14 protein-coding genes are annotated in these 14103 nt (G+C 57.3%); 5 read left to right on the forward strand and 9 right to left on the reverse strand.

Annotated elements, in window-relative coordinates:
- Positions 1-42 precede the first annotated feature (42 nt).
- Positions 43-1221, forward strand: a complete 1179-nt coding sequence (locus HGP31_RS29030) for a BaiN/RdsA family NAD(P)/FAD-dependent oxidoreductase (RefSeq protein WP_020800868.1) — start codon at positions 43-45, stop codon at positions 1219-1221.
- Between the two features lie 226 nt (positions 1222-1447).
- Positions 1448-3631: a YccS family putative transporter gene (gene yccS, locus HGP31_RS29035; RefSeq protein WP_168759064.1), complete on the forward strand. Its 2184-nt coding sequence runs from the start codon at positions 1448-1450 to the stop codon at positions 3629-3631.
- A gap of 31 nt (positions 3632-3662) precedes the next feature.
- Here yccS and HGP31_RS29040 read toward each other — a convergent pair whose 3' ends face one another.
- Positions 3663-4400, reverse strand: coding sequence for a substrate-binding periplasmic protein (locus HGP31_RS29040; RefSeq protein ID WP_033045007.1), 738 nt, complete (start codon positions 4398-4400; stop codon positions 3663-3665).
- A gap of 254 nt (positions 4401-4654) precedes the next feature.
- Here HGP31_RS29040 and HGP31_RS29045 point away from each other — a divergent pair, with 254 nt between their 5' ends.
- Entirely contained in the window at positions 4655-5107 is a 453-nt protein-coding gene (locus tag HGP31_RS29045) for a GNAT family N-acetyltransferase (RefSeq protein ID WP_020800872.1), read from the forward strand.
- A 101-nt stretch (positions 5108-5208) separates the two neighbouring features.
- Here HGP31_RS29045 and HGP31_RS29050 read toward each other — a convergent pair whose 3' ends face one another.
- Genes HGP31_RS29050 through HGP31_RS29060 form a run of 3 tightly spaced genes read right to left on the reverse strand, consistent with a single transcriptional unit; the run spans position 5209 to position 8242 of the window.
- On the reverse strand, positions 5209-5508 hold the full coding sequence (locus tag HGP31_RS29050; RefSeq protein ID WP_020800873.1) for a winged helix-turn-helix domain-containing protein: 300 nt from the start codon (positions 5506-5508) through the stop codon (positions 5209-5211).
- Positions 5509-5566: 58 nt separating this feature from the next.
- Complete coding sequence (locus HGP31_RS29055) at positions 5567-6073, reverse strand: M48 metallopeptidase family protein (RefSeq protein WP_168759065.1); 507 nt, start codon at positions 6071-6073, stop codon at positions 5567-5569.
- Between the two features lie 45 nt (positions 6074-6118).
- Positions 6119-8242 (reverse strand): putative bifunctional diguanylate cyclase/phosphodiesterase, encoded by a 2124-nt coding sequence (locus HGP31_RS29060; protein ID WP_168759066.1) that lies wholly within the window; start codon positions 8240-8242, stop codon positions 6119-6121.
- Between the two features lie 322 nt (positions 8243-8564).
- On the opposite strand from HGP31_RS29060, the gene HGP31_RS29065 reads away from it, so the two are divergent.
- Together HGP31_RS29065 and HGP31_RS29070 are read left to right on the forward strand one after the other, a co-directional pair.
- Positions 8565-9233 carry a polysaccharide lyase family 7 protein gene (locus tag HGP31_RS29065; protein WP_020800876.1) on the forward strand — a complete coding sequence of 223 codons (669 nt, stop codon included), beginning with the start codon at positions 8565-8567 and terminating at the stop codon, positions 9231-9233.
- A gap of 484 nt (positions 9234-9717) precedes the next feature.
- Positions 9718-10098, forward strand: coding sequence for a hypothetical protein (locus HGP31_RS29070; protein ID WP_168759067.1), 381 nt, complete (start codon positions 9718-9720; stop codon positions 10096-10098).
- 245 nt (positions 10099-10343) lie between these two features.
- Here HGP31_RS29070 and HGP31_RS29075 read toward each other — a convergent pair whose 3' ends face one another.
- The 5 genes from HGP31_RS29075 to HGP31_RS29095 form a co-directional block, all read right to left on the reverse strand.
- On the reverse strand, positions 10344-10799 hold the full coding sequence (locus HGP31_RS29075) for a DUF3757 domain-containing protein (protein WP_168759068.1): 456 nt from the start codon (positions 10797-10799) through the stop codon (positions 10344-10346).
- A gap of 266 nt (positions 10800-11065) precedes the next feature.
- Entirely contained in the window at positions 11066-12130 is a 1065-nt protein-coding gene (gene fba, locus HGP31_RS29080; protein WP_007975467.1) for a class II fructose-bisphosphate aldolase, read from the reverse strand.
- Between the two features lie 155 nt (positions 12131-12285).
- Positions 12286-12618, reverse strand: a complete 333-nt coding sequence (locus tag HGP31_RS29085) for an MliC family protein (protein WP_020800879.1) — start codon at positions 12616-12618, stop codon at positions 12286-12288.
- 56 nt (positions 12619-12674) lie between these two features.
- Complete coding sequence (locus HGP31_RS29090) at positions 12675-12896, reverse strand: putative periplasmic lipoprotein (protein WP_020800880.1); 222 nt, start codon at positions 12894-12896, stop codon at positions 12675-12677.
- Between the two features lie 35 nt (positions 12897-12931).
- On the reverse strand, positions 12932-14095 hold the full coding sequence (locus HGP31_RS29095) for a phosphoglycerate kinase (RefSeq protein WP_020800881.1): 1164 nt from the start codon (positions 14093-14095) through the stop codon (positions 12932-12934).
- Positions 14096-14103 lie beyond the last annotated feature (8 nt).

Consider the following 14103-nt stretch of genomic DNA (forward strand, 5'->3'; position numbering starts at 1 on the left):
CCCACAGTTTGCTTTGTGGTGACACATTTAGAGGACACCGTTTTGCGCTCTACCGAAGTCGTGATCATTGGCGCTGGCGCCGCAGGTTTGATGTGCGCACTGACCGCCGCCGGGCGCGGGCGCAAGGTACTGTTGCTCGACCACGCCAACAAGGCTGGCAAGAAAATCCTGATGTCGGGCGGTGGCCGCTGCAATTTCACCAACATGTACACCGAACCTGGCAACTTTCTCTCGCAGAACGCCCACTTCTGCAAATCCGCACTGGCGCGCTACACCCAGTGGGACTTCATCGGCATGGTGGCCAAGCACGGTGTGCCATACCACGAGAAAAAGCTCGGCCAACTGTTCTGCGATAACAAGTCCAGCGACATCCTCGAAATGTTGCTCGATGAGTGCAATCAGGTCGGCGTCAGCCTGCACCTGGACACCTCGATCCAGACCATCGAGAAGCTTGAAAAGGGCTATTTGCTGGACACCACTTTGGGGCAGGTTACCTGCGAATCCCTGGTGATCGCCACGGGTGGCTTGTCGATCCCGACCCTGGGCGCCACCGGTTTCGGCTATCAAGTGGCCAAACAGTTCGGTCATGAGTTGCTGCCGACGCGCGCCGGGCTGGTGCCATTCACCATCACCGATCAGCTTAAGGAATTATGCACCGAGCTGTCCGGCACCTCGGTCGATTGCCTGGTCAGCTGCAATGACCAGAGCTTTCGCGAGAACATCCTGTTCACCCACCGCGGTCTCAGTGGACCGGCGATTTTGCAGATTTCTTCGTTTTGGGAATCCGGCGACACCGTCGAAATCAACCTGCTACCCGACCACGACGTACCAAGCTGGTTGCAACAGCAACAAGCCGAACGCCCGAACAGTGAACTGAAAACCCTGCTCGGTGAAATCTTTACCAAGAAGATGGCCAACCTGCTGGCGGACAACTGGTTCGTTTCCAAACCGATGAAGCAGTACACCCACGCCGAACTGGCGAACATTGCCGAAAAGCTGGCGAGCTGGAAAGTCGTGCCGGCAGGCACCGAAGGCTATCGCACTGCCGAGGTGACGTTGGGCGGCGTCGATACCAACGAGGTGTCGTCCAAGACCATGGAATCGCTCAAAAGCCCTGGCCTGTATTTCATCGGTGAAGTGCTGGACGTCACCGGGCACCTGGGCGGCTTCAACTTCCAGTGGGCCTGGGCCTCGGGTTACGCGGCTGCGCAGTACGTCTGACAAACACGAATCAAAACTGTGGGAGCGAGCCTGCTCGCGAATGCAATCTGTCAGCCTCCATTGATGTTGGCTGACCCACCGCTTTCGCGAGCAGGCTCGCTCCCACACTGACTGTGTACTGATCGATAAAGGAACAGATTTTGCTGTCAGATGTGATCGCCGCCATTGCGTCGGCGTCATTACTGGCTCAATTTAGCGTCATTGCCTCGGAAGGCCTTCGCACTTCATGTCATCGACCTCACTCCGTCAGTCTATGCGCCGCCTTTGGGCACTGGATAAATTCAGTTACAGCGTGCGGGTATTCATCGCCCTGACCGGCACCATGGCCTTGTGCTGGTATCAGGATGAAATGGGGCTGCTGATCCCGTTGTTCCTGGGGATTATCGCCAGCGCCCTGGCCGAAACCGATGACAGCTGGCAGGGGCGCCTCAACGCGTTGGCGGTGACGCTAGTGTGTTTTGCCGTCGCCGCACTGTCGGTCGAACTGCTGTTCCCCTACCCCATACTCTTTATCATCGCCTTCGCCCTGGCCGCCTTCGCCCTGACCATGCTCGGCGCCCTTGGCGAGCGTTACGGCGCGATTGCCTCGGCGACGCTGATTCTTTCGGTCTACACCATGATCGGTGTCGATCAGCGCGGCGGCGCGGTTACCGATTTCTGGCATGAGCCGGTGCTGCTGGTGGCGGGTGCCGCCTGGTACGGATTGCTCTCGGTGTTGTGGCAGGCACTGTTTTCCAATCAGCCCGTGCAGCAGAGCCTGGCGAAACTGTTCCGGGAGCTGGGTTATTACCTGAAGTTGAAGTCGTCGCTTTTCGAGCCGATCCGGCAGATGGACGTGGAGGCTCGGCGATTGGAGCTGGCCCAGCAGAACGGCCGCGTGGTTGCGGCACTCAACGCCGCCAAGGAAATCATCCTGCACCGGGTGGGCAACGGTCGACCGGGCTCGAAAGTCAGCCGTTACCTGAAGCTGTACTTCCTGGCCCAGGACATCCACGAACGCGCCAGTTCCTCGCACTACCCTTACAACGCCCTGGCCGATGCATTCTTCCACAGCGACGTGCTGTTCCGCTGCCAGCGCTTGTTGCGCCAGCAAGGCAAGGCTTGCCGGGCGCTGGCCGAATCGATCCAGATGCGCCAGCCGTTCACCTATGACGCGAGTTTCGCCGAAGCCCTGGGCGACCTGCACGCCTCCCTCGAACACCTGCGCATTCAGAGCAATCCTGCCTGGCGCGGGCTGTTGCGCTCACTGCGGGCACTGGCTGCGAACCTGGCCACACTTGACCGCCTGCTCAGCGATGCCAGCAACCCCGACACCCTTGCCGACGCCACCGACAGCAGCCTGCTCGACCGCTCGCCGCGCAATCTAAAGGATGTCTGGGTACGCTTGCGCACACAGCTGACGCCGACCTCGCTGCTGTTCCGCCATGCCCTGCGCCTGCCCCTGGCCTTGAGCATCGGCTACGCCATGGTGCACTTGATCCACCCGTCCCAGGGTTACTGGATCATCCTCACGACGCTGTTTGTTTGCCAACCGAACTACGGTGCAACCCGGCGCAAGCTCGGCCAGCGGATCATCGGCACCGCGATCGGCCTGACCCTGGCCTGGGCCCTGTTCGACCTGTTCCCGAACCCGCTGATCCAGTCGAGTTTCGCGATTGCCGCCGGGGTAGTGTTCTTTACCAACCGCACCACGCGCTACACCTTGGCGACGGCGGCGATCACCCTGATGGTGCTGTTCTGCTTCAACCAGGTGGGCGACGGCTACGGGCTGCTCCTGCCACGCCTGTTCGATACCCTGCTCGGCAGCCTGATCGCCGGGTTGGCGGTGTTCCTGTTCCTCCCGGACTGGCAGGGTCGTCGCCTGAACAAAGTGCTGGCCAACACCCTGACCTGCAACAGCATCTACCTGCGCCAGATCATGCAGCAATACGCCGCTGGCAAAAGCGACGACCTGGCGTATCGCCTGGCGCGGCGCAACGCTCACAACGCCGATGCGGCGCTGTCGACTACCCTGGCCAACATGCTGATGGAGCCGGGACATTTCCGTAAGGAAGCGGATGTCGGGTTCCGCTTCCTGGTGTTGTCGCACACCTTGCTCAGTTATTTGTCCGGGCTGGGCGCGCATCGGGAAACCCAATTACCGCAGGATGTACGCGAACACCTGATCGAAGGCGCGGGAGTGAAACTGGCCGCCAGCATCGATGAAATTGCCCAAGGCCTGGCGAGTAAATCCGCCATTGCCATTCAGAGCGATGAGGAGGAAGCGTTGGCCAATACGCTCGAGCAGATGCCCGATGAAATCGACGAGGGCCAGCGATTGGTGCAGACGCAACTGGCGTTGATCTGCCGGCAGTTGGGGCCATTGCGTACGCTGGCGGCGCATTTGATCAAGGACACCAGCGAAGATTGAGAGCGGTGGTGCCCGGACCAACAGCCACCGCCTACATGCCGTGTCGCTTCATCAGCCGCGCATAACTGCCGTCGGCCTTCATTGCCGCAATGGCGCGGTCAAAACCGGCGACAATCTGCTCATGCTGCGGATTCTTCAGGCTGACCAAAATGTGCAGGCCGTTCTCGCTCAGCGGTTTGGGCAAGAACTCCACGGCGTTACGGACTTTGGGAGATTCGCGGGCCAGGTAGTAACGAGCGACGTATTCGTCTTCCAGGGTCAACTTGACCCTGTCGGCAGCAACCATGCGTACGGCCATGGCGAAGTTATGTACCGGAATCTTCTGCAATGAAACATCTTGATCGAAGGCTTGAGAATAGGCGTAGCCACGCACCACCGAAATCGGATAGGTGTATAGCTGCTGCAAATTGCTGAATTCGATGGGTACATCCTTACGCTTGAGAAAACGCACGCGATTGATCAGGTACTCGCCCGAAAACTGGCCGAGCCGTGTGCGTTCCTCATCGAACCAGGCATTGACCAGAACGTCATAGCGACCCTCGCCCACCCCCAGCAGCGCCCGCGCCCAAGGCACCTGCTCGAAATCACTGGCATAGCCGGCTCGGGCCAAGGCGGTACTGACAATATCCGTGGCCAACCCACCGTTGTACAACGTGGCGTCGGTGAAAGGAGGCCAGGCGTCCGCCACCAGCCGCAACTTTTCTGCTGCCACCGCGTTAGTCAGCAACAGCAATCCAAACAAGGCAAAGGCTCGATGCAATCGCGGCATGCCAGAAAATCCTTAGCGGGCGGCTGCCCGACATGTTTTCAGCGAAAACGCCAAGACTCCGTACCGGCACCCCCAGGCACTCGATGTCAGCTCGTTGCAGCACTGCACATCGCTCCGTTTCAGATTACACAAAGAAGACAGCACCGCGATAAATGAATGATGGCATTTTGGTCTTTGTCACAGATTACTACGCCATGGAGACATCTATCGTCCAGGCGCCTAGTATCACAAGGACGTTTTCAGGGAATCGGCACATGACAATCAACTGGGTCTGCAAACACCACAGCGATCTGGGCAAAGAGCAGCTGTATGCCATTTTGCAACTGCGCGCCGAGGTGTTCGTCGTGGAGCAGAAATGCATTTATCAGGACATCGATGGCCAGGACCTGGAGGGCGACACCTGTCATTTGATGGCCTGGGACGAAGATCGGCTGGTGGCCTACCTGCGCCTGCTCGATCCCGAGCTACAGGGCGGCGATGTCGTAATCGGCCGCGTGATCATTGCGCCACAGGCGCGAGGCACCGGGCTGGGTCATGAAATGATGGCCCAGGCGCTGAAGCAGATTGAGAAGCGTTGGCCTGAGATGCCGGTCTATCTCTCGGCCCAGGTGCATTTGCAGGGGTATTACGGGCGGTACGGGTTTGAAGTCGCGGGCGAGGTGTATGTCGAGGACGGGATTCCACATATCGGTATGCGTCGTTCGTAAGGGCTCCTTTCGCGAGCAGGCCCACAGATCTTTGTCATGCCGAAGATCTACTGTGGGAGCGGGCTTGCTCGCGAAGGCGTCAGATCAAACACCGTAGAAACTCAGGGATACTCCAGCACCGCCTTGATCTGCCGAAGGTTACGCTCGATCCAGCCGCGATCGATTGCTCCCCACCCGCGAATCCGATAGCGCCCGGCGTGGTTGCGCGCGCCTTCTTCCTGTTCGAACTCGCAAACGATATCCAGATCCGCCAGGGCGGCGATGGTGTCCTGGGCTGTCCGCCGGGGCATCCCGGTGACTTCGGTCAATGCCGGAACGCTGCTGGCCAGGCCGCTGTCGATCAGGTATGCCACGTACAGGCGGCGGTAGAAGCTGCTCTTGGTCTTGCTTACGTCTGTCACGTTTGCTCCTGTTAAGATCAAAAGATCGTCCGATCGCGGCCCGAACCTGCGGCAGATCCTACACGCCTGTAGCCACCGGCATATCCCGCCAGGTCAGGTACACCCGAACATCGAATTCCACCTGGTGATACCCGGGCAACATGTGCTCGCACAACTTGTAGAATGCCTTGTTGTGGTCGGACTCCTTGAAGTGCGCCAGTTCATGCACCACGATCATTTTAAGAAATTCCGCCGGCGCCTCCTTGAACAATGAGGCAATGCGGATTTCTTTCTTGGCCTTGAGCTTGCCACCTTGCACCCGGGAGATCGTGGTGTGCAGGCCAAGTGCACGATGGGTCAGGTCCAGACGGTTGTCGAAGAGCACTTTGTCGATGGAGGGGGCGTTACGCAGGTATTCCTGCTTGAGGTCCAGCGCGTAGGCATACAGCGCTTTGTCGCTCTGCACCGCATGCTTTTGCGGATAGCGTTGGTTCAGGTAATCGCCCAGCCGGCCTTCGGCGATCAACTGGCGCACTTGGTCCTGCAAAGTAGCCGGATAGGCCTGGAGGTACTTCAACGCGGTCATCGGAGCAGCAACGCAAATCAGCAAAAGGTAGCCAGTGTAGCGAATTCAGCGAGTCAGCGCGCCCCAGTCGAAGGGCTGCATAAAGCTTTCGGTGTCTTCGGCCATCATCGGCCGGGCTACCAGGAAACCTTGCACATATTCACAACCATTGGCCTGCAGCCACTGGTATTGCGCCATGGTTTCGACCCCCTCGGCAATCACCAGCATCCCGTACTCTTTGCACAGGTCGATCACATTACGCACCAGAGCCGCATCCCTTGAAGACTCAGGAATACGGCTGATCAGATGGCGGTCAAGCTTCAGCGTATCCATCTCCAGATCGCGCAAGTGGGATAAAGAACACGGGCCTGAACCGAAATCATCCAGCGCCACCCGCACCCCCAGATTGCGCAGCAAACGCAGCTGTTTGCGGGTTTCGTCAGGGTTGTGCATCAGGGCCGCTTCCGTCACTTCGACTTCCAGATGACGCGGCTTCAAGCCATGGCGCTCCACGACCTGGCGCAATTCGGTGACCAGATTGGGCATGGCAAACTGAGTGCTGCTCAAACTGACGCTCACCACCAGATCCTCGCCAAACAGAGCCTCCCAGGCTTTACGCTGCCCGGCACTGTTCTGGTAAATCCAGCTGCCCAGGCGACTGATCAATCGCGCTTCTTCCAGCAGCGGCAAAAACAATCCTGGCGGAACGTCGCCGACGCTCGGGTGCTGCCAACGCAGCAACGCTTCGAACCCGCGAGTTCGCCCATCGGCAACAGCCACCTGCGGTTGATACACGAGATTGAAATCACGGTTTTCGATGGCCGTGCGTACGCTTTCTTCGAGCATCAGGCGCGATCGTGCCCGACCGTTCATTTCGTGATCGTAAAACCGATACTGTTGACGACCGGCGCGCTTGGCCTCGTACATGGCAATATCGGACGCACGCATCAAACCGTCGAGATTGGCACCACAATCGGGAAAGGTGGCAATACCAATACTGGCACCAAGGACGATATCCATACCGTCGATTTGCTGGCAGATCGATACCCGTTCGATGAGTTTTTCCGCAATTTTTGCCGCCTGTTCAGGAAATTCCAGGTCCAGCAGCGCCGTGAACTCATCGCCCCCCATGCGTGCCAGGATATCGAACGGGCGCAGACAGGCCTTCAACTGTTCTGACACCCAACGAAGAACCCGGTCGCCTGCATCGTGACCGAGAGAATCGTTAACCCGTTTAAAGCCATCGAGGTCCAGGTACAGCAGGACCCATGCGCTGTCCGAGCGCTCGCCGCGCAACAGCAGATTTTCCACGGTCTGGTAGAAGCCGCGACGGTTGAGCAGCCCGGTCAGCGGATCGGTGACCGCCTGGAATTCGAGTTGCTGGTGCAGGTGGCGCACCACCGACATGTCCAACACTGTCACGACCATCGCGTGCTGGTCAGAGGGCAGTGGCGCGCAAGACAGTGCCACCGGCACCTGTTGCCCGGGGGCGGTACGCAGCAAAGCGTCGTGCAGGCGCAAGGTCTCGCCGCGCTTGTAACCGCTCAACACGTCAGAATCGGCCCACACCGGTATGTGTGGTTTTTGCAGGAAATCCAGGAACTCCCTGCCCTCCAGCTCCTGCACCGTAGCACTGAGCAACCGCGACATCGCCGGGTTGGCAAAACGAATCAGGCCGTCCTCGCCAACGACCAGAATGCCTTCGGCGGCGTTGTCCAGCACCGAGGCGTTAAACGCGCGAGCGGCCTCCAGGTCATGACTCAGTCGCTGCAAGGCCCGGCGATTACGCTGATGTTCGAGCAGCGCCTGGACCTTGGGTTTGAGAATCTGCGGGTCGAAGGGCTTGAACAGGTAATCCACTGCGCCACTGGCGTAACCCTTGATCACGGCGTCCTGGGACTGTTCATTGGCGGTCAGGAAAATGATCGGCGTCAGGCGCGTCCGTTGGCTGCCGCGCATCAGGCGCGCCACTTCGAAACCGTCCATGCCCGGCATTTGAACGTCCAGCAACACCAGGTCGATATCGTGCTCAAGCAACAGCCCGAGCGCCTCGAAACCGGAGGCAGCGGTGATGACCTGCCAATCCTGGCGCTGCAGCAATGCGCGCATGCTGACCAAGTTTTCAGGGTAGTCATCGACGATCAACAGGGTTGAATGGCCTTCAGCTGGCATTGGGTGCGCGCATTCCATGCTGCTTCTCTAGGTCTGGAAGTCAGGCCGACTTCTCGTGAAAACCGGACAGATACTGTGCCTTCACTCTAGACGGTGATCAGTGAAAGCAGTAGGTGTCAGTGCGCCATCACTCGGCCGATGCAGATTTAGCCGACTAACGGTCGGCGCTACAGCCCGCCAAAACCGGGAGGGATGGCATTTCGACAGGATGTTGACGCCAAAAACCTGCCCAATGGGCGTTAACAAAATAGTTCACTGCGCTTATAAAGGCCGCCCAAAAAAGTGCGTGCCAGAGCGTTTGGCACGCCCGTGCAGTATGAATTCGTGGAAGCTTTTGACTATGATCGATCTCGCAACCTGGAACCTCAGCGTTCCCGTCGGCAGCCCGCCCTACACCGTTGAAACATCCAAACTGGTAGATGGCTTCAAGGATCAATACTTCCATTCCGACACCGGCACACTGATTTTCTGGACCCCGGTGACTGGCACGCGCACCGAAAATGCCAAATACCCACGTACCGAACTACGGGAAACCTACAGCAACGGCACCCTGAAAAACTGGTACTACCCCAATGCCGACAACTTCCTGCGTGCCACCCTGGCGGTGAACCAGGTGCCGAGCTCTGGAAAGATCGTCATTGGTCAGATCCACGCCTACCAAAGCCAGAAGCCTCTGGTCAAGGTCGAGTACCAATATACGACCAGCACTAAGAGCGGCAACATCGTCGCCAAAGTACGCATGCACCCCGATGACGACGAAGGTCGGGTAATCACTGTCGCCTCCGGCGTGAAACTGGACCAGGAGTTTTCCTACCTCATTCACCTCAGTCCTGGCGGCGCGCTGGGGGTCAGCGCCGCGGGTTACCAATGGGACACCAACATCAGCCAGACCTGGCGAGTCAAACCGCTGTACTTCAAGGCCGGGGTGTATGTGCAGGACAACACGGGATACACCACAGAGGGCGGTAAGGTGACATTCAGCAAACTCGATATCGATCACGATAAGTAAAAAGCACTTCCCATTGTTTCATTTCCGCTCACGCGGGAATGAACCTCGGGATAAAATTCGCTCTTAAACATAAACCTCCACCATTACTGTCTTGATTATATTTTCCTCAAAAAGCTGCTCAAGTTTAATCCGCATATCCACCCCTCATTTCGATTCGTGCAGATTAAGTTTTTCACCCAAACGAGAGTAGGGCTACCCCATTCCAAAATCACCTGTGCAAAATGACAGTCTAATAGACGATTTCGCAATAACAGCAAATACAGATTGAATTAACATTTACAGTCGCCACTGGCGTGAAACTCGAAGGGGAATCGACGCATTCTGCACAAACGGGAGTTCTTATTGCTAAAAATTCACATAACACAATAAATTCGAATAAGTAACTGTCATTTATAACAGGTGGAAATTCGCCATCTGCAAATTATTCTTGGCTGGCAACCCATTACCGTTTTCCTTCTGCAGATTACCCCAAGGAACAGACTCCATGAGTGCCAAGGAAGACATCAGCCTGCTGGGCCGCATCACTGCCGTTTATAATGCTACGGATAAAGCGAGAACAACCTACGAACTGAACATCACTTCCAGCACGGACAGAAGCGGCGCCATGACAGGTACTCTACGTATTGGCGTGATCGAATACGGTCTGGTCGGGGACTATCGCTTCAGAAATGCGAACGGCATTCAAACCGACATTTACTTTGCCGGGTCAAACACTCGTGACCACAACGCGCGCTCTGGATACTTCATCCTCGAAGCCATCAATCGGCGTTATGAATCCCTCAAGGGAAAACGCGTATATAGCGACCCTCATACCCAGTCGCTCTACATACTTGACATAGAATTTTTCAGAAAACCCGCTCTTTGAGAAAGAACCCCGTACAGCATCCTGAATTATTGACCACGATAAGTGAACACGACTTGCAAAGGCATCGTCCTGATCGACGGCCAGCGCCTGCCGGTAGCTGGCCGAGGTATACACGATGTGGGGCGCCGCCAACCCGAAATTCCTGGTCGTTCGATAATCGGTAGCCCCAAGACTCGAGCTTCAGCTTAAACAACTAAAAGCCTGAACAATCAAGGCTTTTAGCTGACTTTGAGTTATTCTTTCATTCAATCAAACTTGAAAGCACACTGGCTTACACCAGCAGAACAGAAGTTATCTTTCCAGTCATTACCGACTGGCTTGGCTGGCGCAGGAATGCGCTGCGACATCCTCACACCTGCCTTACCTTCGCCCTCGTAATCACAGGCAACAAAATACACCGGGTTACCGTTATCAGTAGTTTGCCGAATGGCTGCCGAGGTGAACTTCACTTTATCCAGATATGACTCAGTCGCGGCCGGATTCTCACCTTTCCAGCCCCCTCTGATGGCATTGGCTGCATAGGTAAAACCGCGCTCCGGAGTAATTGACTGCGCCATGATTTGACTGACCTGTGGGCACATTTCATCAGCCGCATTTACATTACCAGCAAAGGCAATAACACCCAGAAGGCCCAGTGAAACCACTCCACGGCTCCAAAAGTGTTTCTTACTATTATTAGTATCAAAACTTAAGTAGTTCAATTTTTAAACTCCACACATTGAATTGAACCCAGATACTGAACACTAAAGAAAAACTTGTCCACCCTCAGTTTTGACAGGTTATTTCAAAACTCAACAACATTAATAATTACTAAAATATATAACCGAGAAACTACGAAATATAAGATTACGAAATTGCAAGAAACTTTCAACGAACATAAAAAATGCCCTTGTCTTTGCGACAAGGGCATTTTTTGTCAACCGCCAGTCATTCAAGGAAGCTTGCGAGGCGCTACCAAACTGAAGACTTAGTTAACCTTGGCGTTCAACTCACCTTTCAGATAACGCTGATACATCCCTTCCAGGGAGATCGGCTTGATCTTCGAAGCGTTGCCTGCGGTACCGAAGGCTTCGTAACGGGCGATGCACACGTCGCGCATGGCAGTCACGGTGGCGCCGAAGAATTTACGTGGGTCGAATTCGCTCGGGTTGGTGGCCATCAGGCGACGCATCGCACCGGTGGACGCCAGGCGCAGGTCGGTGTCGATATTGACCTTGCGCACGCCGTGCTTGATGCCCTCGACGATTTCCTCAACCGGTACGCCGTAGGTCTCTTTAATGTCGCCGCCGTACTGGTTGATGATCGCCAGCCACTCTTGCGGAACCGAAGACGAGCCGTGCATCACCAGGTGAGTGTTCGGAATGCGCTTGTGGATCTCTTTGATGCGGTCGATCGCCAATACATCGCCGGTAGGCGGTTTGGTGAACTTGTAGGCGCCGTGGCTGGTGCCGATGGCGATGGCCAGGGCATCGACCTGGGTGCGCTTGACGAAGTCAGCGGCTTCTTCCGGGTCGGTCAGCATCTGGCTATGGTCCAGAACGCCTTCGGCGCCGATTCCGTCTTCTTCACCGGCCATGCCGGTTTCCAGCGAACCCAGGCAGCCCAGCTCGCCTTCTACCGATACGCCGCAGGCGTGAGCCATGGCCACGGTTTGTTGAGTAACGCGTACGTTGTAGTCGTAGTCGGTCGGGGTCTTGCCGTCTTCGCCAAGGGAGCCGTCCATCATCACCGAGCTGAAGCCCAGTTGGATGGAACGCTGGCAGACGTCAGGGCTGGTGCCGTGGTCCTGGTGCATGCACACCGGGATGTGCGGGAATTCTTCGATGGCCGCCAGGATCAGGTGACGCAGGAACGGTGCGCCGGCGTATTTGCGAGCACCGGCCGAAGCCTGGACGATCACCGGGGAGTCAGTCTTGTCAGCGGCTTCCATGATGGCGCGCATCTGCTCAAGGTTGTTGACGTTGAAGGCTGGAACGCCGTAGCCGAACTCGGCTGCGTGGTCCAGCATCTGGCGCATGCTGATAAGTGCCATTGTGTGTCTCTCTCCCGGTTTGGGTCGTTAATCGTGCCAGCCTGCCGTAGCGGCGGCGGCTATTCAAGTTATTGCAGATCGGGGGTTGGTCCCGGGCTGCGAATTCGGTGTTACATCAATCTCAACGCCGCTCCTACAGGTACAGCACAGTCCGTTTATTGCGCCTTACAACCGCGGCCAATCAAATCATTGGTGGCGACCCAGTAAACCAGGCCTTCCTCACCTTTCATGTGAAACGCCAGCATGTTGTCGCTGTACAGCGAACCCGACGCGCCTGGCTCCTGCTTGAGGCGATGAACCTGATCGGCTCCGCCCAGGCGCACGTCGACTTCCTGGCGGCTGTCGTCGGTGTAGCGCCAAACCACCTTGGCCTGGCTGTCGCAGGTCCAGGTAGTCCAGTCATCCGCAGGGGTGGACGACTGGAACGGGTTCCAGTTCGCGCACCCGCCCAGCAACACCAACGCCGTAATGGCGATAAAGCCTTTCATCCGTGTCCCTCGACTGACGGCAGACACCGCCAGCGCTGAGTAAAGAGTCAGACCCGTCAAGGACAACCATGTTCCTTGGCGGGAGCCTGTGTCTCGTATTTGTCCAGGCCGTCAGGCCCGGAACGCTTGTTGAGCACCGGATTGGTTTCTGCCTGCCAGTCGGCTTGATAGCAACCGTTCTGGGGCGCCGACGGCGCGGGTTCCGACGTAGCCTTGGGATTACTCCCACAAGCCGCCAGCAATCCCGCTACGATCAACAGCGCTAAGGTCTTGACCATGTCAACACTCCCTTGCCTGGTCAAACGGGCGACCCTCAGGCCTTGGCCCGGCTTTCCAGGACTTCAACGGCTGGCAACACCTTGCCTTCGACGAACTCCAGGAACGCGCCGCCACCGGTAGAAATGTAGGAGATTTGCTCGGCAACGCCATATTTATCGATGGCCGCCAGGGTGTCGCCGCCGCCAGCAATGGAGAATGCGGCACTGTCAGCGATGGCCTGGGCCAGCACTTTGGTGCCGTTACCGAACTGGTCGAATTCAAACACGCCAACCGGACCGTTCCACAGGATAGTCTTGGATGACTTCAGCAGTTCGGCGAAGTTCGCCGCCGTCTGCGGGCCAATATCGAGAATCATGTCGTCATCGGCAACATCGGCGATCAACTTGACAGTAGCCGTCGCGCTTTCAGCGAATTCCTTGGCAACCACCACGTCCACCGGCAGCGGCACGCTGACTTTGGCGGCAATGGCGCGGGCGGTGTCCAGCAGGTCCGGCTCGTACAGCGATTTGCCGACCGGGTGACCAGCCGCCGCCAGGAAAGTGTTAGCGATACCGCCGCCGACAATCAGCTGGTCGCAGATCTGACTCAGGCTGTTAAGAACGTCAAGCTTGGTCGATACCTTGGAACCGGCAACGATCGCGGCCATCGGCTGGGCCGGTGCGCCCAGGGCCTTGCCCAGCGCGTCCAGTTCGGCGGCGAGCAGTGGGCCCGCGGCGGCAACCTTGGCGAACTTGGCCACGCCGTGGGTCGAACCCTCGGCACGGTGCGCGGTGCCGAAGGCGTCCATCACGAACACATCGCACAGAGCCGCGTACTGCTTGGCCAGCTCGTCCGCGTTTTTCTTTTCGCCCTTGTTGAAGCGCACGTTTTCAAACAGCACGATGTCGCCGGCTTTCACGTCGACGCCGTCGAGGTAATCAGCCACCAGCGGCACTTCGCGGCCCAGAGCCTTGCTCAGGTAGTCTGCCACTGGCTTGAGGCTGTTCTCGGCGGAAAATTCGCCTTCGGTCGGACGGCCAAGGTGCGAGCAGACCATCACGGCCGCGCCTTTTTCCAGGGCCAGCTTGATGGTCGGCAGCGAAGCCAGGATTCGCGCATCGCTGGTGACTACACCGTCCTTGACTGGGACGTTGAGGTCTTCGCGAATCAGTACGCGCTTACCTTGCAGATCGAGGTCGGACATCTTCAACACGGTCATGGGTCGCA

Source organism: Pseudomonas umsongensis (assembly GCF_012647205.1).
Classification (GTDB): Bacteria; Pseudomonadota; Gammaproteobacteria; order Pseudomonadales; family Pseudomonadaceae; genus Aquipseudomonas; species Aquipseudomonas umsongensis.

Coding starts and splice junctions, on each gene's coding strand:
- HGP31_RS29065 (WP_020800876.1), top strand. CDS start 8,565: ATGATCGATCTCGCAACCTGGAACCTCAGCGTTCCCGTCGGCAGCCCG.
- HGP31_RS29095 (WP_020800881.1), bottom strand. CDS start 14,095: ATGACCGTGTTGAAGATGTCCGACCTCGATCTGCAAGGTAAGCGCGTA.
- HGP31_RS29085 (WP_020800879.1), bottom strand. CDS start 12,618: ATGAAAGGCTTTATCGCCATTACGGCGTTGGTGTTGCTGGGCGGGTGC.
- HGP31_RS29055 (WP_168759065.1), bottom strand. CDS start 6,073: ATGACCGCGTTGAAGTACCTCCAGGCCTATCCGGCTACTTTGCAGGAC.
- HGP31_RS29090 (WP_020800880.1), bottom strand. CDS start 12,896: ATGGTCAAGACCTTAGCGCTGTTGATCGTAGCGGGATTGCTGGCGGCT.
- HGP31_RS29045 (WP_020800872.1), top strand. CDS start 4,655: ATGACAATCAACTGGGTCTGCAAACACCACAGCGATCTGGGCAAAGAG.
- HGP31_RS29040 (WP_033045007.1), bottom strand. CDS start 4,400: ATGCCGCGATTGCATCGAGCCTTTGCCTTGTTTGGATTGCTGTTGCTG.
- yccS (WP_168759064.1), top strand. CDS start 1,448: ATGTCATCGACCTCACTCCGTCAGTCTATGCGCCGCCTTTGGGCACTG.
- HGP31_RS29060 (WP_168759066.1), bottom strand. CDS start 8,242: ATGGAATGCGCGCACCCAATGCCAGCTGAAGGCCATTCAACCCTGTTG.
- HGP31_RS29070 (WP_168759067.1), top strand. CDS start 9,718: ATGAGTGCCAAGGAAGACATCAGCCTGCTGGGCCGCATCACTGCCGTT.
- fba (WP_007975467.1), bottom strand. CDS start 12,130: ATGGCACTTATCAGCATGCGCCAGATGCTGGACCACGCAGCCGAGTTC.